Consider the following 25380-nt stretch of genomic DNA (forward strand, 5'->3'; position numbering starts at 1 on the left):
TCCCGCTGAGGCCGACTTCCTATTCCTGACCCTTGCGCCAAGGCGCGGGGGTCGTCAAGGAGCAACATCATGAATGATATGTCTGTCACCCCTTCGGGTGCCGGCGGTGAACCTGTGTTCAGCCCCCCCTCGCTGCCCAAGGGCGGCGGTACGGTTTCGGCGGGCGGAGGCATGCTGTCAGTCGGCAGCGCCGACGGCGCCGCAGGTTGGTCGCTGCCATTGCCATTGCCGGTCGGCCGCGCGTTGTCGCCGTCGTTGAGCCTGGCCTACCGTTCTTCGGCAGGTAATGGCGCCTTCGGTGCTGGCTGGCAGTGTAGCCCGCCCACTGTCTGCCGCCTGGACCGCCTGGGGGTCCCCCGTTACACCAGCAGTGACCGTTGGCAGGGCCCCGATGGCGAAGAAATCCTGCTCGACCACGGGGCGCCGCGCACTGTTGCCAGTTTGCCGTTTTCCGATACCCCCGCTGCTCACACGGTAACCGCCTGGGTGCAGCGCAGCGGCGGCCGCGACCAGCGCTTGGAGCATTGGCAAGCGCAAGCGAGCCCCGACTCGCCGGGCTTCTGGCTGCAATACCATGCCGACGGCAGCATTACGCTGTTTGGCTGGTCGGCCTCGGCACGCCTGGCCAAGCCCGGCGTACCGGCAGAGGTCGCGTGCTGGTATGCCGAAGAGATCGTCAGTGCCACGGGTGAGCATGTGGTCTACACCTACCGCAACGAAGACCAGGCGGGCTGCGATGCGCACGAACAGGCCATGCACCCGCAGGTTGCCAACACCTACCTGGTTGCCGTCCACGCCATGAATGCAACCCCAAGCGCAGCGCTGCTGATACCGCAGCAGGCCTTTCGCCCGGATGATTTCATGACCGTGATGCAGCTGGATTACGGCGAGCGCGGCGTGGATGTGAACACCCCACCAGCGTTCGAGGTGAAGGCACCCTGGCCGGTGCGCGAGGACTGCTTTTCGTACTGGCGCTGGGGCTTCGATAAACGGGTGCGGCGGCTTTGTCACGAGGTGCTGCTGTGGCACCGTACGCGCATGATGGCCGGGGAGGCTGACCCAAGCCCGCAACTGGTTTCGCGCTTGCACCTGGGGTATGACGCATCGGGCGTCGCCTCGGTGCTGGTCGCCGCGCAACAGGTCGCTTACGAAACGGATGGCACGCCGTTGTTGCTGCCGCCGGTGGAATTCGAGCCGAGTCGCCCAGGGCGTCAGCACTCAAGCTGGGAGGCATTGCCCGACCTCGATGGCTTCAGTGCGCCGCACTGGCAGATGGTAGATCTTCACGGCGAGGGGGTGCCGGGTTTGCTGTTCCAGGATGCCGGTGCCTGGTGGTATCGCGCGCCAGAACGCAACAGTGACCTGGGTGGCGATGCCATCACGTGGGGCGAGTCACAGGTATTACCGGGAGCACCACGTCCAGGCACCGGGATGCTGGCCGACCTCGAGGGTGACGGCCAGCCACAATGGCTGGTCAACCTGCCGGGTGTTCGCGGCAGCTTCACCCTGACGCCGGATGGGCAATGGCGTGACTTCATTGCCGCCGACGCCATGCCCAGCGAGCTGGCCCATGGGGATGCGCAACTGGTCGACTTCAGCGGTGGCGGGCAGCAGGACCTGGTGATGATCGGGCCACGTAGCGTGCGCTTGTCTGCCAGGGTGTGTGGTGCCGGCTGGCAGCCGGCCAGCGACATCGTGGCAGGCACCGCGCTGCCATTGCCTGGCGGCGAGCACCGGCTGGTGGCATTTGCCGACCTGGCGGGCACAGGTTTGCAGCAATTGATCGAGGTCACGGCCGAAGGCGTCACCTACTGGCCGATGCTTGGCCACGGTCATTTTGCCAACCCTGTGCAGATGCCGGGTTTTGCCATCGAACATTTCAACGCCGCGCGGGTATTGCTTGGCGATACCGACGGCAGTGGTACTACCGATATCCTTTATGTGGACGCGGACCGCATCCGGGTATTCGTCAGCCATAACGGCAATCGCTTCGTCGAAAGCGATTGCGTGCCGGCGCCAGAGGGGGTCGTGCTCGACGCCAGCTGTAAGCTGCAACTGGTCGATTTGCGCGGGCAGGGTTGTGCAGAGCTGGTGCTGACTGTGCCGCACCTCTCTCCCCGTAGCTGGGCGTACCGCTTCAACGACCGACGCCCCTGGTTGCTGGCTGAGGTGTGCAGCAACACCGGTGGCCGTACGCTGTTCGACTACCGCAGTTCGGCGCAGAGCTGGCTGGATGAAAAGCGTGCCCTGCAAGGGGAAGGCAAGGCAGCGATCAGTCGCTTGCCGTTCCCGGTTCACACCTTGGCCCAGGTGACCCTTGTGGACGACATCAGTGGCCTGCGTACCGTCAGTGGCATGCGCTATCAGAGCCCGGTCTGGGACCCTGTCGAGCGCGAGTTTCGCGGTTTCAGGCAGTTGATCCAGACCGACACCCTGAGCGACGCCCAGGGCACGGCCGCCGAGCGTTCGCCGCCGGCGCAAATACGCCATTGGTTCCTCAGTGGCATCGAAGACCTGGATAGCATCGCGCCACAGGGCCTTGATGGGCAGCGCAGCGCAGAGGCGGACTTTCCCTTGCAACCGGTGCGCTTCACTCGCCTTGAAGGTGACTGCGATGTGCCTTACTCGCCGCAAGGTGCAGCCCGGCGTTGGCTGCTTTGTGCCTTGAAAGGGGCGCAAGTGCGCAGTGAAACCTACGGCCTTGACGGCACTGAACACGCTGGGGTGCCGTACAGCATCACCCGTCAGCGCTGGCAAGTGCGGGTTTACGAGACCGCGCACGCCGACCGGCCTGCGGCCTTGGTAACGGCAGTGGAGACCCTGGCGTTCACCGCCGAGCGCATTGTCCAGGACCCGGTTATCACGCAGACCCTGGTGCTTGGCCAAGACAAGTACGGCCATGTCCTGCAGCAGGTGCAGGTGCATTACCCGCGCCGGGTTGCAGTCTCCCCATCGCCTTATCCAGCCTCGCTGCCAGCCGGTTTGCTGGACGATGCCCGCGACCCTCAGCAGGACATGGCCTGGCTTGAGCACGCGCGCCATCGGGTACGCAACCTGGAGGACGGCCATGATTACGTGTCCGGGCTGATCGAAGCGACCCGTACCGATGTGCTGGCGCTGCCAGCGCACGCGCTGCCGCAGGGCGGCTTCAGCGTGGAGAATCTGCTGGCACCTGGCAGCCCGTTGGAGGGCCTGGACGCTGCCACGCTGTCGGGCTACCAGCGCAAGCAATGGTGTGATGCCCAGGGGCAACCGACCACGGCGCCAATCCGCCAGGCGCTGGTGGCCTACCGCGAAACCGCCATGCTCGAACACGCCACCTTGGCTGCGCTCGAGACAACGCTTTTGCCGCACGAGCTGGCACAGTGGCAGGCCAACGGCGGCTATCACCTCATCGCCTTGGCCGAGGACGGCAAGCAGGTGTATGTCAGCCGCCACGACCTGATCAAGCACCAGGGGGCGCCTCTGTTTTATCGACTGGCCACGCTGCGTGCCAGCGAGCTGCTTGGCGAGCAGCGTGTTGACTGGAGCCCACACGCCCTGCAAGTGCTGAAGATAACCGACGCCGCTGGCCTGGAAACCGGCTTCGAATATGACTGGCGTTTCCTCACGCCCGTAGCCATGACCGATGCCAACGACAACCAGCACCAAGTTAGCCTCGATGCCTTGGGGCGAGTGACACAAACCCGCTTCCACGGCACAGAGCAAGGCCAGTTGGCCGGCTATAGCAGCAAGGCATTCACGCTGCCGGCAACGGTCGACGGCATCCTGGCACTCGAAGGAGGCGAGGTACCCGTGGCCACGGCGCACCGGATAGTGACCGACAGCTGGATGCCCTTGGCACGTGACAGCCAAGGGCGCCCTCTGGCTACCCGTATCGGCGAGTTGGCGCTGCGTCGCCTGCTCAAGACGACTGGCCTGCCCGCTGTGGATGACGGCGAAAGCCGCCAGCCACCGCACATCATCAGCCTGCAGACCGACCGCTACGACGGTGACCCCGCGCAGCAGCTGCGCGTAAACATGGCGCATAGCGATGGCGCCGGCCGCCTGTTGCAGACCGCTGTGCTGAGTGCGCCTGGCGATGCGTGGGTGCGTACCGCCGCAGGCAGCCTCGAGCGCGATGCCAACGGTGCTGCGCTCGTGCAGCCGGCAGCGCGACGCTGGGCGGTAACCGGCAAGACCGAGTACGACAACAAAGGCCAGCCAGTGCGCACCTGGTTGCCGTACTACCTCGATGACTGGCGCCCTGTAAGCGATGACAGCGGCCAGCCCGGGCTGTATGCCGATACCCAGCTGTATGACGCCATGGGGCGCGTTTACCGCGTCCTCACCGCCGCCGGCTGGGAACGGCGTACCGAGTACTACCCCTGGTTCACGGTAGCGCAGGACGAGAACGACACGGCCTGAACGCGACCTTGATGGCGCGCGCTACCTGGCGCGCGCCATCCACTCAACCCCATGCAGAATTCAAGAACAGGAGGCACGCGATGCCTGCTCTTTCGGACAACGCTGTCCATCGTAATACCCCTACCGTCACGGTCGTGGACAACCGCGGCCTGGTGGCCCGGACCATCCACTACCACCGCCACCCAGACACGCCGACCCTGACGCAACCTCGGATTACGCGTCAGCAGCATGACGCCAAGGGCTCCATGACCCACAGCAGCGACCCGCGCCTGCACGCCAGCGGCCGGGGTAACTTTGCCTGGCTGACCGACCTGGCCGGCACCCCGGTGTGCACCCAAAGCGCCGACGCCGGCGTGTCGATCAACCTGAGCGACGCAGCAGGGCGCCCGTTGCTGGCCGTATCGCGAATCGCGCTCGATGAACACGGCGAGCACCTGCGCAGTGAAGCGGTCACTCGCACCTGGCATTACGAGAACGCCAACCTGCCAGGGCGCCTCCTGGGCATCAGCGAACAGGCCAATGGCCACGTGGCGTGTCGGCTGGAGCGGCTGATTTATGCCGGCAACAGCGCCGCAGAAAAAGCCCACAATTTGGCGGGCCAGGCGAGCCGGCACTACCACACCGCCGGTTTGCTGCAGACCCATGGCGTTGGCTTGACCGGCGTCCCGCTAGCGACCACGCAACGCTTGCTGGCGGATGCCGATAACCCGCAGGTGGGGGCGGATTGGCAAAGTGAGCAGCCTGCTGATTGGGAGGCCCAACTGCAGCCGGAAAGCGAAGCCTGCACCACGCTGACCACGGTGGATGCGACCGGCGCCCCCTTGGCCACGCGTGATGCCGCAGGCCATCTGCGCCGTCTGGCCTACGACGTGGCGGGCCTGCTCACGCAGCGTTGGCTGACGCTCAAGGGCGGCCCTGAGCAGGTCATTCTCAAAGCCCTGAGCTATTCGGCGGCTGGGCAAAAGCTGCGCGAGGAGCACGGTAACGGCTTGGTCACCCATTACTGCTACGAACCGCGCACCCAGCGGCTGGCCGAAGTCCGTACCGAGCGCCCGACAGGGCACGCGCAAGGGGCCAAGGTGCTGCAAGACCTGCGCTACGCCTACGACCCGGTGGGCAATGTGCTCAGTGTGCGCAACGACGCCGAAGAAACCCGCTTCTGGCGCAATCAGAAAGTCGAACCGCTAAGCACCTATGTCTATGACAGCCTGTACCAGCTGGCCAGCGCCACCGGGCGCGAGATGGCCAATGCCGGCCAGCAGGGCGTCAACCTGCCGGATATGGCGCCCCTCGATAACATCACCTACAGCCGCTACAACCGCTCCTATACCTACGACATGGCGGGCAACCTGACCCGCATCCGCCACAGCGCGCCTGCCACAAATCATAGCTACACCACCGATATCACTGTCAGCGACCGCAGCAACCGGGCGGTGCACAGCGCGCTCACCCAGGACCCGGCCGCCGTCGACGCGTTGTTCAATGCCAGTGGCCAGCAAAAGGCGTTGTTGCCGGGGCAGCAACTGAGCTGGACACCGCGCGGTGAGTTGCACGCCGTTACCCAGGTCATGCGCGAAGGGGCGGCGGACGATGGCGAAAGTTACCGCTACGACATCGGCAACCAACGGGTGCTCAAGGTCAGTACCCAAAAGACTGCGACCCACATGCGCACGCAACGTGTGCAGTACCTGCCAGGCCTGGAGCTGCGCAGTACAACCCAGGGCGGCACGCTGACCGAGCAGTTGCAGGTGGTGCTGGTGGGCGAAGCCGGGCACGCCCAGGTGCGGGCCTTGCACTGGGCTACAGGTAAGCCGCCAGAACTTGCCGACGCGCAATTGCGTTACAGCTATGCCGACCAGCTGGGCAGCGGTTGCCTGGAAGTCGATGGCAGTGGTGCGGTGATCAGCCGAGAGGAGTACTACCCGTACGGCGGCACTGCGGTATGGGCCGCTAGCAGCGAAGTGCAGGGGCGCTACAAGTTCGTTCGTTATTCGGGCAAGGAGCGTGATGCGACGGGGCTGTACTACTACGGGTATCGCTATTACCAATCTTGGCTGGGGCGGTGGTTGAGTGCGGATCCGGCAGGTACCGTGGATGGCTTGAATTTGTACGCGATGGTGCGTAACAACCCGATGACATTGGTTGATGAGCTGGGGTTGCGAGGGGGCAAGAAAAAGGGCGGGGGGAACAGTTCCGGAGCACAAGGCACGCCGGTTGCGAACGGCAGTGATGGAGCTGTAAGTGAACCGGTCGCGTCAACCTCATCTTCAGCAGGGCCGAGCCGTGACGGTGCTGGCGCGGTGGCCTTATCTTCCGGCCCAGAGCTACCTACTGCAGATAGTCCGGCCAAGGAGGAATGGGAATCCGTACCTACTCGTAAGGAAAAAAAGGAAAAAAAGGCGGAAAAAAAGAAGGAGAGTACGGCAAAGGAAGTCAATTTCGAGAGTGAGTTCGGTCTTAACGGCAGCGAACTATTTGATCGTCTGAAGTCGGAGATTCCTCGGGATAGACAATTGAATATGAGCAGCGTTGCGGCAATAGGCCAAAGGATAAACCCCGATACAGGTAAACGACAGGTTGTTTTCTTGGACGAGGGTACAACAACACAGGGTTTAAGCCATATTACCACCGAGCACAGAGCCGACTTCGCGCGCATGGGCTTTGTTGGAAGAAAACCCATCGTCAATGTGGTGATGACGGCCTTGATTCACGGTAGCATCGTCGGCATGCAAGGTGTCAAACCAGGCAAAGTCGGCCGACCGATTTATGAGTTCGATTTCAAAGGGACCAAGCGCCTCCTCGCGGTTCAGCTCAAAGATGACAACAGTGTGTTGGGTGCCAATCCTAAGGCGCAGGGCGTCAATTACCGAGAGAAAAGGGACTGGCAGCAGTTGCGTATATTGTAGCTGATGAGCTATTTCATGTCGGAAATCTACTATTCTTGGCGCTAAATATGATATGGCGGACGCCTGAAGACGCCTAGAATGATACCCACTTCGGATGTCATGTGAGCAGCGTCCATGGTCGCCCTACAAGATCAACAACAACCACAGCCCCCCGAAGCCGCCTTGCAGATCAAACCTGAACTGCGGGTCGGCTTCGTGCTCCTCAACCAGTTCACCCTGGTCCCGGTCGCCGGCCTGGTCGACTCGTTGCGCTTCGCCGCCGACAAGTCGTTCCGCAGCCAGCAAGTGTATTGCCAATGGGACTGGATGACCCTGGACGACCAGCCGATCACCGCCAGTTGCGGCATGCCCATTTCGCCGACCAAACCGCTCAACCTGTTTGCCCATTACGACTACATCGTGCTGGCGGGCGGGCTGCTGGGCGAAACGCGTAACCCCCCAGACTGGCTACTCGATGCGCTGCGTGAGGTGTACGCCGCCAATATCCCGATCATCGCCCTGTGTTCAGGTTCGTTCGTGCTGGGCAAGGCCGGCCTGCTCGATGGCCGGCGGTGCGCGTTGCATTTTACCTTGCGCGATGAGTTCAAGGAGCGCTTCCCGCTGTCCACCGCCGTGATCGACAAGAGCTATGTGGATGACCGCGGCATTATCACTTGCCCGGGCGGCACGGCCATCGACCTGGCGGCCAACCTGATTCGCCGGCACTGCGGAGCGGTGCGGGCGCAGAAGGGCTTGGAGTACCTGCTGGTGGACGAGCGTGCCGACGCGCAAGAGGACAAGGCCGCCAGCGAAAGCGTTTACCAGAACGACCGTGTGCAACGGGCCATTGCCTTCATGCGCGCCAACCTGGATGCCTCGATGACCCTCAAGGCCGTGGCCGAGGCAGTGGGCACGCACCCGCGGCAGTTGCACCGCGAATTCGTCGCCAACACCCAAGAGCCACCGGCCAACTACTGGCGCAAGCTGCGCCTGGACCATGCCCGGCGCTTGCTGGTGAATACCAGCCAGAACATCACCACCATTGCCTTGGCGTGTGGCTTTTCCGATGCGTCGCACTTCATCTTGTGGTTCCGCAAGCAGTACGGCGAGACGCCTTACAGCTTCCGCAAACGGCGCCATGAAGTGGAGCGGTTTGACTGGCATGGGGACAAAGTAGGCTTGGACCCGGAGCTGTAGCTGTGTAGCCATCTCCAGCGCTACCCGTGTAGGCGCTGGCTTGCCTGCGAATGGGCCGCAAAGCGGCCCCGGCGCTATCAAAGCTGACCAAATGCCTGAATTTCGATCCGATACTCAGGCGCCGCCAGTGCAGCGCCCACACACGCCCGCACCGGTGGTTGCTGCCCGACCCAGGCGTCATACACCTCATTCATCGCCGCAAACTCCCCCATGTCAGCCAGCCAGATCTGCACGCGGGTGAGGTTGCCCTTACCTGCGCCAACCTGTGCCAGCCACTGCTCCAGCTGCGCCAGCACGCACCGCGTCTGCGCAGCGATATCGCCCGGTGCAAGGGCGACGATCCCGGAGGTTTCCAGGCGGCCATCCACCAGAACCATCTGGCTGGCCCGTTTGCCGGGGTTGATACGTTCGATCATCAGCGCGCTCCTCAGAACAGTACGTAGGTCTTGCGCAGGGTCTCGTGGATCTCCCACACGCCTTCGCAGTTCTCTGGGAACAGCACCGCATCGCCCGCCCGCAGCTCGACCGGCTCGCCACCGTCGGGGGTAAAGGTGCAGCTGCCGCTGACGATATGGCTGAACTCGCGGTTTTTCAGGAAGCGGCGGAACACCCCGGGGCTGCTTTCCCAGACGCCGATGCTGGCGCCCACCGCTTCATCGGTCTGGTCCTGGGCGCTGGCGGCGTGGGCGATCGGTTCGCCGATCGGCAGCCGGGCAGGGGCTGGCGTGCCCAGGGGCGAGGCAGCGGCATTGCGGACAACGGTAAGCACGTGGCTCATGGTGTGGCTCCTTCAGGCTTTACGGGCAACGGTTTTGTAGGACGGTGACGGTGCAGGGGCGGCCCCGCCCAACGCGGCGGCTTGCTGCAGGTCGAGCTTGCTGGTCTCTGGGGCGAGCCACCACGAGATCAGTGCACCGAACAGTGAGATCAACGCGGCGGCGAACATGGTGTTGGCAATGCCATAGGTGGCCAGGGAAATAGGCACCAGGTAGGTGCCCACGGCCGCGCCGATACGCGACAGCGAAGTGGCCAGGCCAACGGCAGACGCGCGGATCTCGGTGGGGAACAACTCGTTGGGGTAGACGTATTCCAGCACCTGAGCGCCGCCAATCAACACCGCGTAGGCGCCAAACAGCACCAGCACGGTGGTGGGCGATGCGTCGGGGAACACGCCCAGCAGCACCAGCGACATGCCCGACCAGAGGAAGCTGTGGATCAGCATCTTGCGCCGCCCCAGGCGGTTGATCAGCTTGGTTGCCAGCAGGCAGCCCAGGGTGAACAGCAGGGTGATGGCGATCGAGCCGTAGGCGGCCCAGTCGCCGGTGAGCTTCAGCGCCTGCAGCACCTTTGGGGCGAACGCGTAAATGGCGAACAGCGGGACGATGGCGCAGGTCCAGAACAGGGTGACGAAGGCCATGCGCTTGCCGTAGCCGGAGTGGAACAGCGACCACACCGACACCGGTTTGCCGCTGACGTGTTCGGGCAGGTCGGCGATGGAGTAATCCGGGCCATAGACGCGTTTGATCACGGCATCCGCCTCGGCAGTGCGGCCCTTGCTCAGCAGCCAACGTGGCGATTCTGGCGTACCGCTACGGGCAATCAGGAACAACGCACCCGGGACCAACGCACTGGCCAATACCCAGCGCCAGCCGTCATCGCCGCCGACGCGCAGCAACAGTTCACCGACCACATAGGCCACGGCGGCCCCGGCGAACCACATCAGTACCATTGCCGCCAGCAGCGGCCCGCGTTGCTTGCGTGGCAGGAACTCGGCCAGCAGCGAGGTAGCGATCGGGTAGTCGGCGCCGACCGCGATACCAATCAACAACCGCCAGGCGAACAATGCCCAGGCCGACTCGACCCAGAACTGCGCCACCGAAAAACCGACAATGGCGATGAGGTCGACCAGGTACAGCACCTTGCGCCCGTATTTGTCGGTGAACCAGCCACCCAGGAAGCCGCCGAGGAACACCCCGATCAGCGCCGAAGCTGCAATCAGCCCCTCCCAGAAGGCCGACAGTTGCAGGGCCTGGGTGATCTGCAGCATGGCCACGCCGATGATGCTCAGCACATAGCCGTCGAGGAACGGGCCACCGGCGGAATAGACCGTCAGTTTGCGATGGAACGCATTGAGTGGCGCATCTTCGACGGAGCGTTTGGGGACAGACATTGGACTTACCTCTTGTTGTTATTTGACGCACTTGCGTGGCGGCACTATGGCACCGGGTTGCAGGGGTTCCCTATAACGGTTCGGACGGGTCGTGGGATGGCATTGCGAAGTGTGAATGGCACTGTAGGCGCAGCCTTGTGCTGCGAAGAGGCCGGCGACATCAGCCAAGATTTACGGCGTTGTTACCGGCCTCTTCGCAGCACAAGGCTGCGCCTACCGCGACCGAGTCAACAGCGCATCCAGCACCACTTCGCAGGCCGCGCCCCAGCTGGCACTTACCGGTTGATGCATCAACACGGCCAGCCCATCGGCGGTAAAGGTGCCCGGCGTGGCGATCGCTTGCCCCAGGGCCTTGAGCGTGTGTTCGGGCTGGCGCTGGGCACTGCTCACACAGTCGTGCAGGTTGCCCAGCACCAAGGCGCGTGCTTCGGTTGCGGGCAGGCCTTTGTCAGCCAGCCACTGCTGCAGGTCGTGCAAAAGGAAGTAGAACCAGCCATTCATGCACGCGGCCACCGTGGCCAGCTCGAATGCGGCTTCATCCTGCAATATCACCAGGTTGCCCAGCGCGGCCAGGCATTGCTGAGTGGGGGGATCCGGGGGGTAGACCACTACCGTGGACTGGTTGTGTTGCGCGGCATAAGACAGCATCACGCGCACGCAGTGAGCGGCGGGGAAGGCGGCTTGCAGCTGTTGCAGGTTCACACCTGCTGCCAACGACAGCAGGCGTTGCCCGGGGTGCAGGTGTACCTCGCCGGCCAGGTGTGCCAGTGATTCCGGGCGCACGCCCAGCATCAGCACCTCGGCCTGGTCGACTACCGCCTGATTGCTCGGCAGTACTTGGCAACCGTGTGCGTGGGCCAGTGTTTCGGCGCGCTGGGCGTTGCGTGGCGACAGCAGGATCGCGCCGTCGAAACCACCGCGGCGCAGGCCGATAACGACTTTTTCGGTCAGCTCGCCGACCCCGAGGATGCCCAGGCTATGCATGATGCCTCCTTGTCAGCTTTCCAGGCCGGCGCGGCGCTGGCCCCAGTGCAGGTTCAGGTTGACGCCCAGGCTCAGCAGCGGCTCAGGCGGGTTGCGGTTGGGCCCGGCCGAGCCCAGCAGGAAGTCGATCAGCTCGTCACGCTCGCCACTCAGCCAGTCGGCCAACAGGGTCCCGGTGGCAGTGCCCCGGGTAATTCCCAGGCCGTTGCAGCACAGCGCCGCATGGACATTGGGTGCCAGCGTGCCGAAGTGCGACTGGTGGTTGCGCGACAGGCACATCGAACCGCCCCAGGTGAATTCGAACGGCGTACCCGCGAGCATCGGGAAGCGCCGCTCGAACGACGCCCGGTGCTGTCGCCCGGCGCGTTGCAGGTGGCGCTGGTTGGCGCGCCCATCGGCGTTGAAACTGAAGCTGTTGCGCACCAGCAGGCGCTGGTCCGGGGTGCGTCGCAGGGTGCTGCCAAACGGGTCGGCGGGGATGATGCCCCAGGTCGCCTTGCCACCCAGGCGTGCTTGTTCGTCTTCGCTCAGGGGCCGGGTCATGCTGGCGTAGGTGAAAATCGGCAGCAGCCGCCCCGGCAGGAAGCCGAAGTACGAGGCGAAGGCGTTGTTGGTCAGCAGCAACTGCTCGGCAACGATCTCGCCATGGGCATGCGCGAGGGTGATGCGCGTGCCCTGTTCGATGCGGGTGATGGTGGTGTGCTCGTACAGCGTCACGTTGCTGGGCAGGCTGTCTGCCAGGCCTTTGGCCAAGGCGGCCGGCTGCAGTAACTGGGTACCTGGGGTGTACAACGCTTTGCGGTAGAACGCGGTGCCGAAGTGCTCGGGCAGGTCACGGGCATCAATCATCTGGTAAGGCTGGCCGAGTTTCTCCAGGCCGCTGCGGTACGCTTCGAGCACCGCCAACCCTTTGTCTTCGACCGCCGCCTGGTACTTACCGTCCGGGCGGATCTGGCAGTCGATGCCATGCTGCTGGATCAGCGTGTGCAGTATCGACTGCGCGCGCAGGTTGAGCTTGAGGTTCATCCGCGCCGTGGCCAGTTCACCGATGTAGTCCGGTGCGCCGATGTCATGTGGCAGGTCGATGGCAAAGCCCGAGTTGCGCCCCGAGGCGCCAAAGCCGACTTCCTGGGCTTCGAGCAGGATCACCTCGTCATCCGGCTGATGCAGCGCCAGCTGCCGCGCGGCGGCAAGGCCGGTGAAGCCAGCACCGAGTACCACCCAGCGCGCTTCGCTCCGCCCCCGGTGCGCGGCACGTGGCTGGCGCAGGGGGCTGAGGTGGAACCAGCCGCAACCGTTGTCGTCCGCGGGGGTAGAGGTGTTTCTGTACATGGGTTTTATCCGTGTTGTTTTCTTCACTGTCGCATGGCCCGGGCAGGGGGCATATAACGGGAATGACGGGTGGTGGGAGGTTTTGAATTGACCGCGACAAGCCCTGCGTGATTTGCTCGGTTTGCCGGTGACTGGCCCGCGCAAAGGCCCCGGCACTCAACGATCATTCAAAGGAAACTGAAGGTCTGCCATGTCCGAATACACGCTCCACTGCTTCGCCGAATCCGGCAATGCCTACAAAGCCGCCCTTATGCTCGAACTCACCGGCCAGCCTTGGCAGCCGGTGTTCGTCGACTTTTTCAACGGCCAGACCCGCGAGCAGGCCTGGCGCGATGAAGTGAACGAGCAGGGCGAGGTGCCGGTGCTCGAACACGCGGGCAAGTCGTTCACCCAATCGGCCTTGATCCTGGAATACCTCGCTGAGCAAACCGGCCAGTTTGGCCCACGCGATGAGGACGAAAAGCGCGAGATCTGGCGCTGGATGCTGTTCGACAACCACAAGTTCACCAGCTACTACGCGGCGCTGCGGTTTATCTATTGCCTGAAACAGATGGGCGAAACCGATGTGACCAAGTTTTTGCGTGATCGCGCCACGGCGGCCTATCGCATCGTTGATGCGCATTTGGCGAAGACGCCGTTCATGGTCGGCGGGCGCTTGACCATCGCCGACCTGTCGTTGGCGGGTTATGTGTTCATGCCTGAAGACACGGGTATCGCGCTGGACGAATTCGTTCATATCGAGGCCTGGAAAGCGCGGATCAAGGGCACGCCAGGCTGGAAACACCCCTATGACCTGATGCCGCGGACAGCGCCTGTTCAAGCGCCATTCGGATGACTGGTCGTGACAAGCGCTAGCGCATGACTACGCTCAGGACGTAAGACACATTCTGCAACAACTGGCCAGTTGGCCCTGATGGATCTCGCTCACCCGCTGCAGATGGAAGGCCGCACTGGTTTGCAGGTCGCCCCATGGGGGGGCCGGAACTCACGGGGTGTCATGTGCAACCCCCGTGCTACTCCAAGCGGAGGCTCTACATGCTCAAAAAATGCTTGTTGGCTTTGGCAATCGGCGCGGTTTTGTCAGCGTCGGCCGTGTTGGTGCCTGACTCCATTGGCGGTGCGTCCAGCGCGTATGCGAAGGATGGCGGTGGTGGAGGTGGCGGCGGCCATGGCGGCGGCGGTGGCGGCGGTGGTCATGGCGGCGGTGGGGGTGGTAGCGGTGGTGGAGGCGGCGGCGGTGGCGGTGGTCACGGCGGCGGCAGCGGTGGTGGAGGTGGTCATGGTGGTGGCAGTGGAGGCGGCGGCAGTGGCGGCGGTGGAGGCCACGGTGGCAGTGGGAGCGGACACAGCGGCGATGGCGGCGGGCATGCCAGCTCAGGCCGTGGTGAAAGTGGACGCAATGGCGCCGATGATGGTGCCAACCATGAGGCCAACCATGAGGCCAACCACGAAGCGAATCACGAAGCGAATCACAGTGTTGGCGAGGCCCACGGTGTAGGGCATGGCGCCGATGATGGTGCCGATCATGATGTCGGCGATGATCATGGCGGTGACCGCACCTAGCATTTGAGTGGCCCGTACCGGCCTCTTCGCGGGTAAACCCGCTCCCACAGGATCTTCACTGGCCTTGAAAGCAGTGGAATACCTGTGGGAGCGGGTTTACCCGCGAAGAGGCCGGTACGGGCACTGCACATTTCAAATCGACAACCGCACCACCCGGTTATCCATAACCTGATGCTCCTGCCCCCGCCTTTTGTTCACCACCAACTCGCCAATCGCAATCAGCCGGGTCCGGGTGATGTTGCGCGACAGCCCCAGCAACTGCGCGGTATGCACCTGGTTGTAATGGCAAAAACGGTACGCCGAGCGCAGCAGGGCATTTTCGACCTTCTCGTACAGCCCCCCAGGCTGCTCCTCGTACAATTGGCTAAACGCCCGCTGCAGCAGTTCCTCCACGGCATTGCTGGCAGGCTCCTCCTGCCGTTCGATACGCAGGTTGGACAGCCGCAAATCCTGCGCCTGGATCACCCCGTCAGCACAGGTCAACAAGCTGTGGTGAATAACGTTTTCCAACTCACGGATATTGCCCGGCCACGCGTAGTCAACCAGCTTGGCCTGGGCCGTCGGGTTCAATTCCACCGGCCCGTAGCCCAGCCGGTCGCTGTAGCTACGAATGAAATGACGCGCCAATGGCAGGATGTCACCTGGCCGGTCACGCAGCGGGTGCAACTGCAAGGTCACCACGTTCAGCCGGTAATACAAGTCTTCGCGAAAATGCCCGGCATTGATGGCCTTCTCCAACTGCACGTTGGTCGCCGCCAGTACACGCACATTGATCGGAATGCTTTTGCGTGAACCCAGCCGCACCACTTCGCGCTCCTGCAACACCCGCAGCAGCTTGACCTGGATCGGCAAGGGCAGGTCGCCAATCTCATCGAGAAACAGCGTGCCGCCGTCAGCCTCCTCGAACCAGCCGGCCTTGGCCGCCAGGGCGCCGGTGAAGGCGCCTTTTTCATGGCCAAACAGTTCGGCCTCCACCAGCGACTCGGAAAACGCCCCGCAATTGACCGCGACGAATGGGCCGTTATGCCGGCCGCTGAGGTTATGAATATGGCGTGCGACCAGCTCCTTGCCCGTGCCGGTTTCGCCGGTGATCAGCACGCTCGCCTCACTCGGCGCGACCTGTTGCAGGTGGGCGAGCAGCGCCTGTGACCTGGGGTCTTCGAAAACCTGCGCGGTCGCCCTGATCGAGGTGGCCAGTGTCGGGGACGGGGGGAGGGTCAGCAGTTGCATGGGCAATCCTCAGGAGTAGAAGGAGGGGGCAGGGCGCTTGCTGTTGAGGGCCCACTCGCCCAACTCATGGATGCGGTAGTCCACGGGGTCGTGCAGGGTCTGTGTCCTCAGGTTGCGCCAGTGGCGGTCGAAGCGCAGCGAGGCGTGGGTAGCGCGGGCACCGGTGACCTCGAACAGCCGGTTGCAGATATCCAGGCCATGGCGGCTGGCTGCAACCTTGGCAGTGCCGATGGCCAGGGCCAGGTCGCCGCGCTCCTCTGCGCTTAAGGCATGCTCCTTGGCCCAGGCGCTATCGAGCTGGCGGGCAGCGCGTTCGATCAGCAAACGGACGCTTTCCAGGCCGACCCAGAACTCGCCGTAATGGCGCAGCACATAAGGGTCTTCGGCAGTGGTGGTGGCGTTTGAGCGGAACCACGGCCGGCTTTCCTTGAGGGTGTACTGGCGGGCTTCCTCGTACGCGCCTTCGGCGATGCCCAGGAACAGGTTGGCGAAATGCAGCTGCGCGATCAGCGGGCGCAAGGCGGCGAAGGGCGTGCTCAGCGGCCCTGGGTCGAGCAGCAGTTCAGAGTGCTCGACCCGCACCCGTTCAAACGTGGCGCTGCCGCTGTCGGTCTGGCGTTGGCCGATGTTGTGCCAGTCGCTGTGCAGGCTGATACCGGTACGGCCACTGGGGATCGCGGCGATCAGCAGTTTGCCGCCCGCGCGTTCGTCCACGGCGGAGGCGATCAGCATTTCCGAGTCGCTGGCACCGGAGCAGAAGCTCTTCTTGCCAGAGAATTCGCACCAACCGTCGAAGTGCTTGACCACGGTGCGTGTGTCCAGCGGGTTGAGGGCGTTACCCCAAAACCACTGCTTGCGTGCAGTCTGCTCGAACCACGGCTGCCATTGGTCTGGGCGCGAAAACAGGCGCACGGTGGCCAGCATCAGGTGATGGAAACCGAAGACGTGGGCAATGGAGCTGTCGACCCGGGCGAACTCGCGCACCACTTCGAAAGTATCGAACCAGCTCGCGCCTTGGCCACCGAACGCCTGTGGGATAGCCAGCGACAACAGGCCGCTGCCACGTAGCGCGTCGCGCTCAACCTTGGGCGTGCCGCCGCGCTCGTCACGCTCGACGGCGGTCTGGGCGAACTGCCCAGCCAACTCGCGGGCGATGGCCAGGGCAGGGCGTGGTGCCGTGTTTACCGGTGCATTCATGGCCGCTCCTCAGGCGCTTTTGCGCAGCGCGTGATGGGCGCCGAACAGCGGCACGGCACGTTCGGCGGCCAGGCGGATACGCGCGGCGAGGGCCTCACTGGAAACGCGGTAGTCGGCCAGTTCCGCTTGGCTGGCAAACACACCAATCGGCAGTGTCAGGGCCTGCAGGAAGCTGAACAGCGGGCGCAACTGGTGATCGAGCACCAGCGCGTGGCGCTCACTGCCCCCAGTGGCGGCGAGCAGCACTGGGGTGTCGACCAGGGCGTCCTGGCCGATCAGGTCGAACAGGTGCTTGAAGTGGCCAGTGAAGCTGCCGCGGTACACCGGCGTGGTCACCACCAGCAGGTCGGCCTTTTCCACCAGCCGCAGTTGCTGCTCCACGGCCTCGGGCAGCTCGCTGCGCCACAGGGCACTGCCCAACGGGCGGGCAATGTCACCCAGGTCGATGAGGTGAGGCTTGATGTTGAGGTGTTCGGCCAGTTCCGCGAGGATCGCCTCGGTCAGGGCCAAGGTGCGCGAAGGGCGGGAAGTACCGCCAGACAGGGCGACGACATTCAGTGGGGTGCTCATGGGCAAGTCTCCGGTTCGGGTTGAGCGGGGACTTTGCTGGAGCAATCGTCGTGCCGTTTATAAAATCTATTTTAGATCAACTGCTTACGCGTTTTAGCGCCCGGGGCGATGTTGCCGTGCGGGCGCTGGCTGTTGATCGGGTGTTGCGCTGCAGACAGTTGGCCGGGTGTTGGCGGCTGTACAGTTGGGAGCGTTATAGAGGATTTGGGAGGTGACCTAAAAGAATAAGAACTTATATTCTTATTCCGTTGACCACTCGGGGCGCCGCCCGCGCGGCGCTCGATCTCATAGGCGCTGCAAATCCCATGGCGAACCCCTAGCAACCCATCGCCACATCCACCCCTAACCATGCGGCACTGCCTTGGTCGCCGCATTGCCCGCATATTCAGGCTTCAAGTGCCCCTGCTCATCCAGCAGGTACGCATCCATCACCTCGCGCACCACCGGCCCTGCCACGCGCCCGCCCGCTTCGCCGTTCTCGATCATCACCGCCACCACCACGCTTGGGTGATCGGCCGGTGCGAAGCCGACGAACAGGGCGTTGTCGCGGTGCCGTTCCAGGGTCTTGTTGCGGTTGTAGCGCTCGCCTTGCTTGATCGCCACCACCTGCGCCGTGCCGCTCTTGCCGGCGATGCGGTACTGGGCGCCGGCCGCCGAGGCGCGGGCGATGCCGCGGGGGTCGTGCATGACCATTTGCATGCCTTGGCTGACCTGGTCCCAGGCGCGTTTGTCATGCAGCACGATGTCGGGCATCGGGTTGGGGTCGACCGGGGTCTCGCCACCCACCGTCATGGCCAGGTGCGGGCGGTGCCATACACCCTTGCTCGCCAGCAGGCTGGTGGCCTGGGCCAATTGCAGCGGGGTGACCTGCATGTAGCCCTGGCCGATCCCCAGGATCAACGTCTCGCCCGGGAACCAGGCCTGGCGGCGCGTGGCGCGCTTCCATTCGGCGGAAGGCATCAGCCCGGACGCTTCCTCGAACATGTCCAGCGACACCTTCTGCCCCAGGCCGAACTCGGCCATGTAGTCGTGCAGGCGCTCGATCCCCAGCTTGTGCGCGAGGTCGTAGAAGTAGGTGTCGTTGGACCGCATGATGGCGGTGTACATGTCTACCCAGCCGTCACCGCTGCGGTTCCAGTTGCGGTATTTGTGTTCGTAGTTGGGCAGCTCGTAGTAGCCCGGGTCGAACACCCGGCTGCCGGGGGTGATCACGCCACTGTCCAGACCGGCGATGGCCACTTCCGGCTTGACCGTCGAGCCCGGCGCATACAAACCGCGCAGCACGCGGTTGAACAGCGGCCGGTCGATGGAATCGCGCAGGGCCGCGTACTGCTTGAAACTGATGCCTTTGACGAACAGGTTGGGGTCGAAGCTTGGGTTGCTGACCATCGCCAGCACGTCGCCATTGGCTGGGTCCAGCACCACCACCGAACCACGGCGGTCGCCCAGGGCCTTTTCGGCCGCCAGTTGCAAGTGGCTGTCCAGGCTCAGGGTGATGTCCTTGCCGGGGATCGGGGCCTTGTGGTTGAGCACGCGCATGACCCGGCCCTGGGCGTTGGTCTCGACTTCTTCATAGCCCACCTGGCCGTGCAGCTGGCGTTCGTAGAAGTGCTCGATACCGGTCTTGCCGATCGACTGCGTACCGCGATACTCGGTGCTGTCGAGGGTCTTGGCTTCTTTCTCGTTGATGCGCCCGACATAACCCACCGAATGGGCGAAATGCTCGGCCAGTGGGTATTCGCGGATGAACTGCGGTTCTACCTCAAGGCCGGGCAGGCGGAACTGGTTGACCGCAACCAGGGCGATCTGTTCTTCGTTCAGGCCGACCATCAGGGTGACCGGCTCGAAGGGTTTGCGGCCGCGGCGCAGGTCCTTGTCGAACTGCCGGCGGTCATCCTCCGAAAGGCTCAACACCTGCGCCAGGGTATCCAGCACCTTGGCCGAGTCGCCGGCCCGCTCACGGGTCATGGTCAGGTCGAAACTGGGCTTGTTGTCGGCCAGCACCACACCGTTGCGGTCGTAGATCAGCCCGCGCTCAGGGGCGATGGGCAGCACGTGCACGCGGTTGTTTTCCGACACGGCGCTCTGCTGGTCATGTTGCAGCACCTGCAGCACATAAAGGCGGCCCACGAGGACGGCGACCAGGGTGAAGACCAGGGTGGCGCAGGCGATCAGCCGGCGGTTGACCAGGTGCTTTTCCTTTTCGTGGTCCTTGAGGGGGATGGGCTGCGGCATGGGTGGCTCTGTGGGGTGGCGGTGTGGCCGGGCGGCGGCCCCGGGGCCGGCGATGCTACGCAACCCCTCCCTTTCGCTCAAGGCAGGCGGCCTTGGGCCGGGGCCGGCGATCAGCTGTTGGCCCCGGTATCAGGGTGTTCACGGCGAACATGAAGATTTGTTCATGCCTGTATTCGGATGGCTGCACAGAGCGGGCGTGGAAGGTTGTTTTTGGATCCACAGAACAACTGCTGTGCGATAAGCGAACGAAATAATCATCAAGCGCTAAATTCATAACACATTGAAAATTAACAAATTGTTGTATTTATTCGTTCTGGTCTTGCCGCTTTATGTCGTCGTATTGGCGTTTACCAAAATTCATCCTGTTGTCTGTGGATCCATTATCTGGTTGATTAGCGCCTGACGACGGCCAGCCGTCCGGCCGTGCGCGACGACAATTACAAGAAGGGTCCAGTCATGAATGGCTTATCTGGGGCACGGAACTGTCAACGTTCCTTCTGCTCTGCTTGCGTGTGCACGTCTGTCCTCCCGCCTGTGGCCCGCATCGGCCTGCAGGTGGCCCCATGAACATCGATCTCAAGCAACGTCTGGACAATGACCCGATGGGCCGCTTCCAGTGCCTGGCCATCGGCATTTGCATCGTGCTGAACATGATCGATGGCTTTGACGTGCTGGTGATGGCCTTCACGGCCGCCTCGGTGTCTGCCGAGTGGGGCCTGAGTGGGGCGCAGGTGGGGCTGCTGCTCAGCGCCGGCCTGTTCGGCATGGCGGCAGGGTCACTGTTTATTGCGCCGTGGGCCGACCGCGTTGGCCGGCGCCCATTGATTCTGTTCTGTCTGGCGCTTTCCGGTTTCGGCATGTTGCTCTCGGCGTTGAGCCAGAGCCCGTTGCAACTGGCGCTGCTGCGCGGGCTGACCGGCCTTGGCATCGGCGGCATCCTGGCCAGCAGCAATGTGATCGCCAGTGAATATGCCAGCAAACGCTGGCGTGGCCTGGCAGTGAGCCTGCAGTCCACGGGGTATGCCCTGGGCGCGACCTTGGGCGGCTTGTTGGCGGTATGGCTGCTGGGCCACTGGGGCTGGCGTTCGGTGTTCCTGTTCGGCGGCATCGTCACGGTGCTGGTGATCCCGCTGGTGCTGCTGTGGCTGCCGGAGTCGCTGGACTTTTTGTTGGCACGCCGCCCGGCGAATGCCTTGGCGCGGGTCAATCGGTTGGCCGACAAACTCGGGCAACCGGCACTGTCCCAGCTGCCGCCGCCCGCGCAAAGCGTGCCTGGTGCCGCCACAGGGTTCAGGCAGTTGCTGACCCCCGCCATGCGCCGCACCACGCTGGTGATCTGGTTGCTGTTCTTCCTGGTGATGTTCGGCTTCTACTTCGTCATGAGCTGGACCCCGAAGCTGCTGGTCGCGGCTGGCTTGTCGGCGCAGCAGGGCATTACCGGCGGGGTGCTGCTGAGCGTTGGCGGCATCCTTGGTGCGGCGCTGATTGGCGGCCTGTCGTCACGCTGGCCACTGAGCCGCGTGTTGGCGATGTTCATGCTGGTCACGGCCGGGCTGCTGGTGCTGTTCGTGGCCAGCGGGTCATCGGTCACTGCCGCGCTGGCGCTGGGCTTGCTGATCGGGCTGTTCGCTAACGGTTGCGTGGCTGGGCTGTATGCGCTGTCACCGGTGGTCTATGACGCGTCGGTGCGCGCCACCGGGGTGGGCTGGGGCATCGGCATTGGCCGGATCGGCGCAATCCTGTCGCCGACCGTGGCCGGCGTACTGCTCGACGGCGGCTGGCAACCGCTGCACCTGTATGGGGTGTTTGCCAGTGTCTTCGTGCTTGCTGCTGGTTGCCTGCTTTTGCTCAAGCCAGCGTCGCGGCCGGGGCAGGCAGTGATGGCCGATGCCTAGGGTCGTATCCCAGCAAAATTTTGCCAAGAATGGGTGAGGCTGGCAGGTGTACGCCGCAGCAATTTTGCCGGCATTGAGATCGAGCGCCGCCCGCGCGGCGCTTCGCAGCACAAGGCTGCTCCCACATCTGTTTCGGGCCAATTATTCCTGTGCCATGAGCGCGCGCCCCCTTGGCGCCTGACACGATGTTGAGTCGGACCAACAAGGCGGTCGCGCGCAAATATCACAGGCCTCACTGGCCCGAAACAGATGTAGGAGCAGCCTTGTGCTGCGAAGCGCCGCGCGGGCGGCGCTCGATCTCATGGCCACCCAATGCGTCGTGGCGAGCACTTATCCCTCCTGCGCCGACTCAGTGCAGCGCGGGGTGCACTGCGATAAGATTACCGCTCATGTCTCTGGAAACTGCCTGGATGAGCAAGCCCGGTCAATTGGTGCTGGTTACGCTTCGCAAGATGATCGCCTCCGGCGAATTGGCGGCCGGCGAGCGTCTGATGGAAATCCCCACCGCCGAACTGTTCGGTGTCTCGCGGATGCCGGTGCGCATGGCATTTCGCACCCTCGAGCAGGAGGGCCTGCTGGTGCGTTTTGGCGGGCGTGGGTTTCAGGTGCGTTCCGTCAGCGCAGACGACATCGCCGGTGCGGTCGAGGTGCGTGGCGTGCTGGAAGGCCTGGCTGCGCGCCAAGCGGCAGAGCGTGGGCTATCCGCTGAAGCGCGCGCAGCGCTGCAGCGCTGCCTGGTCGAAGGCGACCAGCTGTTCGACAAGGGTTTTGTCACCGAGGAAGACCTGCAGGCCTACCATGACCTCAACATGCGCTTCCACCAGGTGATCATCGCGGCCAGCCACAACCCGGCGATTGCCGATGCCCTGGCGCGCAATGACCACCTGCCGTTTGCCTCGGTCACTGCGCTGGCCGTGGACCGCCATGACCTGGCGCGTGAGTACCGGCGCTTCAACTATGCACACATGCAGCACCATTCGGTGTTCGATGCCCTGGTCAGCGGGCAGGGCGCCCGCGCCGAGGCCATCATGCGCGAGCACGCCAATGCCACCTTGCGCTACGCCGAGACGTTCGGCGCGGCCACGGCCGATGCGCGCATGAAGGTCATCCTGCCCTCGTCTTAAAGCGCTTCAGATATCCAGCACCAGCAGTGGCGTTTTCGAGCGCGAGCAGCAGGGCGTGAACTGATCGTTCTGCGCCTGCTCCTGTTCCGTGAGGAACAGGTCGCGATGCTCCGGTGTGCCTGCCAGCACGCGCGTCAGGCAGGTGCCGCAAATGCCTTGCTCGCACGACATGGCGATCGCGATGCCGTGCTGTTCAAGCACCTGCACCACACTCTGGTCGGCGGGCACCTCGAAGACCTGGCCGGTGCTGTTCACCTGCACCGAGAAGCTGCCGTCGTTCTGCGTATCAACCGGCGCGGCGGCAAAGTATTCGCGGTGCAGGCAGGCCTCCTGCCAGCCCTGCGCCTTGGCGCTTTCCAGCACATGCTGCATGAACCCGCCTGGGCCGCACACATACAGGTGCATATCGTCTTGCGGGTTGGCCAATACCTGGGCGATGTCCAGTGCAGTTTCAGGTTGCTCGTCGAAATGCACGAACAGGCGGTCGGCGAAGGCGGCACCGCGCATGCGTTCGACGAAGGCTGCACGTTCGCTGGAACGGGCGCAGTAATGCAGTTCGAAGTCCTCGCCGCTGTAGGCCAGTTGCTCGGCCATGCAGAGGATCGGCGTAATGCCGATGCCACCTGCGAACAACAGGCTGCGACGGGCGCCCAGGGCCAGGGGGAACAAGTTGCGCGGTGCGCTGATACGCAAGCGGGCACCGTTGTGCACCTGCTCGTGCAGGCTGCGCGAGCCGCCACGTGAGGCAGGGTCCTTGAGTACGCCGATCAGGTAACGGTGGCGTTCTTCGGGGTGATTGCACAGTGAATACTGGCGGACTTGCCCATCCGGCAGGTGCACGTCAATGTGCGCGCCTGCGCTAAAGGGCGGTAGCAGGCTGCCATCGATTGCGGCCAGCTCGAAGCTGCAGATGTCCTGCGCTTCGTCGTTACGGGAAACCACTACGGCATCGATCATGTCCGCTCCTCGTCAGGCTGGGCTTGCGCTGGTCGCGATCAGTTGGGCTTGGGCCGTGCGTTCGTTGGCGATCAGGCGCTCCAGTATCTTGCGCGACTGGACCCCGCCGGCATCGATGTTGAGCTTGAGCAGGTTGCGCTCGGGGTAGGCGAGCAGGTTCTGTTGCTGGCGTTCGAGCATTTCCAGGTCTTCGCTGAAAATCTTGCCCTGGCCTTCGCGGATGTTGGCGGTCAGCGTTTCGTCGTGCGCTGCAAAGTTGCGCGCCATGCCCCAGAAGTACCAGATCGAGGTGTCGGTCTCTGGGGTGATGAAGTCGACCACGATGCTCGAGGCTTTGTGCTGCACATCGGCGTGATAACCCCCTTTGCCTGCGTGGGCCACGCCAACTTCGATCAGCACATGGCTGGGTGGGGTGAAGCGGCAGATCTGCCAGCGGTCCACCGGCACATCGTCGGCCAGGCCGTTGCCGCGCAGGGCCATGCGCCAGAACGGCGGTGCCATGATGTTTTCCATGTGCCGGGCAGTCACCACTTCGTCACCGGTGACGGTGGTTACGGGCGGGGCTTCGTCGATTTCCTTCTGACCAATGCTGGAGGCATGCACGTAGGTTTCGTGGGTCAGGTCCATGAGGTTGTCGATCATCAGCCGGTAGTCGCAGCCAATGTGGAACAGCCCGCCGCCGTAGGCCCACGCGTCATTCACCGCCCACTCCAGGTGCGGGATCAGGCTTGGGTCCGCTTGCGCCTGGTCGCCGGGCCAGACCCAGATGAAGCCGTAGCGCTCGACCACCGCGAAGGTTTTGTTGCAAGGGAAGCCCCTGACCCGCTGCCCTGGCATCTCGACGGTCTTGCCGTCGCAGCCCATCACCAGGCCATGGTAGCCACACACCAGGTTGCCGTTTTCGACATAGCCCAACGACAGCGGGGCGCCGCGGTGCGGGCAAAAATCTTCCACCGCAGCTACCCGGTTTTCGTGGCCCCTATAGAACACGATCCGCTCCCCGCAGACCTGACGGCCCAGCGGTTTCTCGGCGATTTCATCGGGGGTGCAGGCGACATACCACGTGTTTTTGGGGTACATGAAGGCTCTCCGGAGTAGCGATTGTTTTTATTTAATGGATCCATTAAATGTGGCGGAGGGCGGCCCGGTCAACGATTATGGCATTTTTTGCTGATTTATCTGGGCGATTATCGGACTGCTATGAGTGGTTCTTTGTTTTATGGATCCATTAGCCGGGGTTTTCAGCACCGCTGGATGTCACCCTACCGCGCTTGAACGATCCGGAACCTGACGAAACCAATCCCGACCTCGCCTGGCACAAAAAGCAGTGGCATGCAGTGCCTAGCGAGACCCTGACCGAACAGGTTTTTTTCAGGTCCTGGACTTCGGCGCGATCACGTTTGAAGCCAGTGGTCGAGACGTTGGCCAGGTTGTTGGAAATGGTGTCCAGGGCGGACAGGCCGGTTTTAGCGACCCAGCGAGCCGGAAGCATGCTGTTCTCCTCGTGCGCCTGTTTACGGCACCCGTTCAAATGTGATTAGCCGATTTGCAATTGAGCGCTTGTACTCATTGAATGTTAGGAAGTATTAGCGCCAAGGTTCAGCGTCGAAAACTAGTAGAAGTACCAGGTGACC

Annotated in this window: 19 protein-coding genes and 1 pseudogene; 6 read left to right on the forward strand and 14 right to left on the reverse strand. The window is 63.4% G+C overall.

The genetic code is table 11. From position 1 onward, the window contains the following. Positions 1 to 69 precede the first annotated feature (69 nt). From GIB19_RS13100 to GIB19_RS13110, 3 genes are all read left to right on the forward strand, one after another. The gene (locus tag GIB19_RS13100; protein ID WP_274886357.1) at positions 70 to 4407 is read left to right on the forward strand and encodes a SpvB/TcaC N-terminal domain-containing protein; all 4338 of its coding nucleotides are present in this window, start codon (positions 70 to 72) and stop codon (positions 4405 to 4407) included. An 80-nt stretch (positions 4408 to 4487) separates the two neighbouring features. Further along, the gene (locus GIB19_RS13105; protein ID WP_274886358.1) at positions 4488 to 7313 is read left to right on the forward strand and encodes an RHS repeat domain-containing protein; all 2826 of its coding nucleotides are present in this window, start codon (positions 4488 to 4490) and stop codon (positions 7311 to 7313) included. Between the two features lie 114 nt (positions 7314 to 7427). After that, positions 7428 to 8489 carry a GlxA family transcriptional regulator gene (locus GIB19_RS13110; protein WP_274886359.1) on the forward strand — a complete coding sequence of 354 codons (1062 nt, stop codon included), beginning with the start codon at positions 7428 to 7430 and terminating at the stop codon, positions 8487 to 8489. 77 nt (positions 8490 to 8566) lie between these two features. Here GIB19_RS13110 and GIB19_RS13115 read toward each other — a convergent pair whose 3' ends face one another. The 5 genes from GIB19_RS13115 to GIB19_RS13135 form a co-directional block, all read right to left on the reverse strand. Further along, a complete protein-coding gene (locus GIB19_RS13115; RefSeq protein WP_027593698.1) occupies positions 8567 to 8905 on the reverse strand; it encodes a RidA family protein in 339 nt (112 codons plus the stop codon). An 11-nt stretch (positions 8906 to 8916) separates the two neighbouring features. Next, entirely contained in the window at positions 8917 to 9267 is a 351-nt protein-coding gene (locus GIB19_RS13120; RefSeq protein WP_238212255.1) for a cupin domain-containing protein, read from the reverse strand. Positions 9268 to 9279: 12 nt separating this feature from the next. Beyond that, entirely contained in the window at positions 9280 to 10659 is a 1380-nt protein-coding gene (locus GIB19_RS13125) for an MFS transporter (RefSeq protein WP_027593696.1), read from the reverse strand. Positions 10660 to 10872: 213 nt separating this feature from the next. Continuing rightward, positions 10873 to 11643, reverse strand: coding sequence for an NAD(P)-binding domain-containing protein (locus GIB19_RS13130; RefSeq protein WP_274886365.1), 771 nt, complete (start codon positions 11641 to 11643; stop codon positions 10873 to 10875). 12 nt (positions 11644 to 11655) lie between these two features. Continuing rightward, positions 11656 to 12975, reverse strand: a complete 1320-nt coding sequence (locus GIB19_RS13135) for an NAD(P)/FAD-dependent oxidoreductase (RefSeq protein WP_274886367.1) — start codon at positions 12973 to 12975, stop codon at positions 11656 to 11658. Positions 12976 to 13165: 190 nt separating this feature from the next. Between GIB19_RS13135 and GIB19_RS13140 the strand changes: the two genes are divergently transcribed. Further along, positions 13166 to 13810 (forward strand): glutathione S-transferase family protein, encoded by a 645-nt coding sequence (locus tag GIB19_RS13140; RefSeq protein ID WP_099428956.1) that lies wholly within the window; start codon positions 13166 to 13168, stop codon positions 13808 to 13810. A gap of 245 nt (positions 13811 to 14055) precedes the next feature. On the opposite strand, the gene GIB19_RS28410 is transcribed toward GIB19_RS13140, so the two are convergent. The 6 genes from GIB19_RS28410 to mrdA form a co-directional block, all read right to left on the reverse strand. Further along, the gene (locus GIB19_RS28410; protein WP_446731380.1) at positions 14056 to 14322 is read right to left on the reverse strand and encodes a hypothetical protein; all 267 of its coding nucleotides are present in this window, start codon (positions 14320 to 14322) and stop codon (positions 14056 to 14058) included. Between the two features lie 27 nt (positions 14323 to 14349). Continuing rightward, complete coding sequence (locus GIB19_RS28415) at positions 14350 to 14520, reverse strand: hypothetical protein (RefSeq protein WP_446731381.1); 171 nt, start codon at positions 14518 to 14520, stop codon at positions 14350 to 14352. Between the two features lie 150 nt (positions 14521 to 14670). Next, positions 14671 to 15768, reverse strand: a complete 1098-nt coding sequence (gene sfnR, locus GIB19_RS13150) for a sigma54-dependent transcriptional activator SfnR (RefSeq protein WP_274886371.1) — start codon at positions 15766 to 15768, stop codon at positions 14671 to 14673. Between the two features lie 9 nt (positions 15769 to 15777). Continuing rightward, positions 15778 to 16965: an acyl-CoA dehydrogenase family protein gene (locus GIB19_RS13155; RefSeq protein WP_274886372.1), complete on the reverse strand. Its 1188-nt coding sequence runs from the start codon at positions 16963 to 16965 to the stop codon at positions 15778 to 15780. Positions 16966 to 16974: 9 nt separating this feature from the next. Then, positions 16975 to 17535, reverse strand: a complete 561-nt coding sequence (gene msuE, locus GIB19_RS13160) for an FMN reductase (RefSeq protein ID WP_099428959.1) — start codon at positions 17533 to 17535, stop codon at positions 16975 to 16977. Between the two features lie 342 nt (positions 17536 to 17877). Further along, entirely contained in the window at positions 17878 to 19770 is a 1893-nt protein-coding gene (mrdA, locus tag GIB19_RS13165) for a penicillin-binding protein 2 (protein ID WP_099428960.1), read from the reverse strand. Between the two features lie 563 nt (positions 19771 to 20333). On the opposite strand from mrdA, the gene GIB19_RS13170 reads away from it, so the two are divergent. Together GIB19_RS13170 and GIB19_RS13175 are read left to right on the forward strand one after the other, a co-directional pair. Continuing rightward, positions 20334 to 21665 carry an MFS transporter gene (locus GIB19_RS13170; protein WP_099428961.1) on the forward strand — a complete coding sequence of 444 codons (1332 nt, stop codon included), beginning with the start codon at positions 20334 to 20336 and terminating at the stop codon, positions 21663 to 21665. A gap of 410 nt (positions 21666 to 22075) precedes the next feature. Next, positions 22076 to 22789 (forward strand): GntR family transcriptional regulator, encoded by a 714-nt coding sequence (locus GIB19_RS13175; RefSeq protein ID WP_027593685.1) that lies wholly within the window; start codon positions 22076 to 22078, stop codon positions 22787 to 22789. A 6-nt stretch (positions 22790 to 22795) separates the two neighbouring features. Here the strand turns inward: GIB19_RS13175 and GIB19_RS13180 are convergent, their stop codons facing one another. The 3 genes and pseudogenes from GIB19_RS13180 to GIB19_RS13190 form a co-directional block, all read right to left on the reverse strand. Continuing rightward, positions 22796 to 23746 (reverse strand): PDR/VanB family oxidoreductase, encoded by a 951-nt coding sequence (locus GIB19_RS13180; protein ID WP_274886377.1) that lies wholly within the window; start codon positions 23744 to 23746, stop codon positions 22796 to 22798. Between the two features lie 12 nt (positions 23747 to 23758). Next, entirely contained in the window at positions 23759 to 24826 is a 1068-nt protein-coding gene (locus tag GIB19_RS13185; RefSeq protein WP_099428963.1) for an aromatic ring-hydroxylating dioxygenase subunit alpha, read from the reverse strand. 292 nt (positions 24827 to 25118) lie between these two features. Further along, positions 25119 to 25238 (reverse strand): annotated as a pseudogene (locus tag GIB19_RS13190) (flagellar basal body protein); the annotation flags it as partial. Positions 25239 to 25380: the final 142 nt, after the last annotated feature.

Source organism: Pseudomonas sp. ITEM 17296 (assembly GCF_028895205.1).
Classification (GTDB): domain Bacteria; phylum Pseudomonadota; class Gammaproteobacteria; order Pseudomonadales; family Pseudomonadaceae; genus Aquipseudomonas; species Aquipseudomonas kermanshahensis.

Bases quoted from the DNA above. Each gene is read 5' to 3' on its own strand.
- GIB19_RS28415 (WP_446731381.1), bottom strand. From the start codon at position 14,520: ATGATCATCGCCGACATCATGATCGGCACCATCATCGGCGCCATGCCC.
- GIB19_RS13105 (WP_274886358.1), top strand. From the start codon at position 4,488: ATGCCTGCTCTTTCGGACAACGCTGTCCATCGTAATACCCCTACCGTC.
- GIB19_RS13135 (WP_274886367.1), bottom strand. From the start codon at position 12,975: ATGTACAGAAACACCTCTACCCCCGCGGACGACAACGGTTGCGGCTGG.
- GIB19_RS13110 (WP_274886359.1), top strand. From the start codon at position 7,428: ATGGTCGCCCTACAAGATCAACAACAACCACAGCCCCCCGAAGCCGCC.
- mrdA (WP_099428960.1), bottom strand. From the start codon at position 19,770: ATGCCGCAGCCCATCCCCCTCAAGGACCACGAAAAGGAAAAGCACCTG.
- GIB19_RS13140 (WP_099428956.1), top strand. From the start codon at position 13,166: ATGTCCGAATACACGCTCCACTGCTTCGCCGAATCCGGCAATGCCTAC.
- msuE (WP_099428959.1), bottom strand. From the start codon at position 17,535: ATGAGCACCCCACTGAATGTCGTCGCCCTGTCTGGCGGTACTTCCCGC.
- GIB19_RS13155 (WP_274886372.1), bottom strand. From the start codon at position 16,965: ATGAATGCACCGGTAAACACGGCACCACGCCCTGCCCTGGCCATCGCC.
- GIB19_RS13120 (WP_238212255.1), bottom strand. From the start codon at position 9,267: ATGAGCCACGTGCTTACCGTTGTCCGCAATGCCGCTGCCTCGCCCCTG.
- GIB19_RS13115 (WP_027593698.1), bottom strand. From the start codon at position 8,905: ATGATCGAACGTATCAACCCCGGCAAACGGGCCAGCCAGATGGTTCTG.
- GIB19_RS13180 (WP_274886377.1), bottom strand. From the start codon at position 23,746: ATGATCGATGCCGTAGTGGTTTCCCGTAACGACGAAGCGCAGGACATC.
- sfnR (WP_274886371.1), bottom strand. From the start codon at position 15,768: ATGCAACTGCTGACCCTCCCCCCGTCCCCGACACTGGCCACCTCGATC.
- GIB19_RS13175 (WP_027593685.1), top strand. From the start codon at position 22,076: ATGAGCAAGCCCGGTCAATTGGTGCTGGTTACGCTTCGCAAGATGATC.
- GIB19_RS13100 (WP_274886357.1), top strand. From the start codon at position 70: ATGAATGATATGTCTGTCACCCCTTCGGGTGCCGGCGGTGAACCTGTG.
- GIB19_RS13170 (WP_099428961.1), top strand. From the start codon at position 20,334: ATGAACATCGATCTCAAGCAACGTCTGGACAATGACCCGATGGGCCGC.
- GIB19_RS13185 (WP_099428963.1), bottom strand. From the start codon at position 24,826: ATGTACCCCAAAAACACGTGGTATGTCGCCTGCACCCCCGATGAAATC.
- GIB19_RS13130 (WP_274886365.1), bottom strand. From the start codon at position 11,643: ATGCATAGCCTGGGCATCCTCGGGGTCGGCGAGCTGACCGAAAAAGTC.
- GIB19_RS13125 (WP_027593696.1), bottom strand. From the start codon at position 10,659: ATGTCTGTCCCCAAACGCTCCGTCGAAGATGCGCCACTCAATGCGTTC.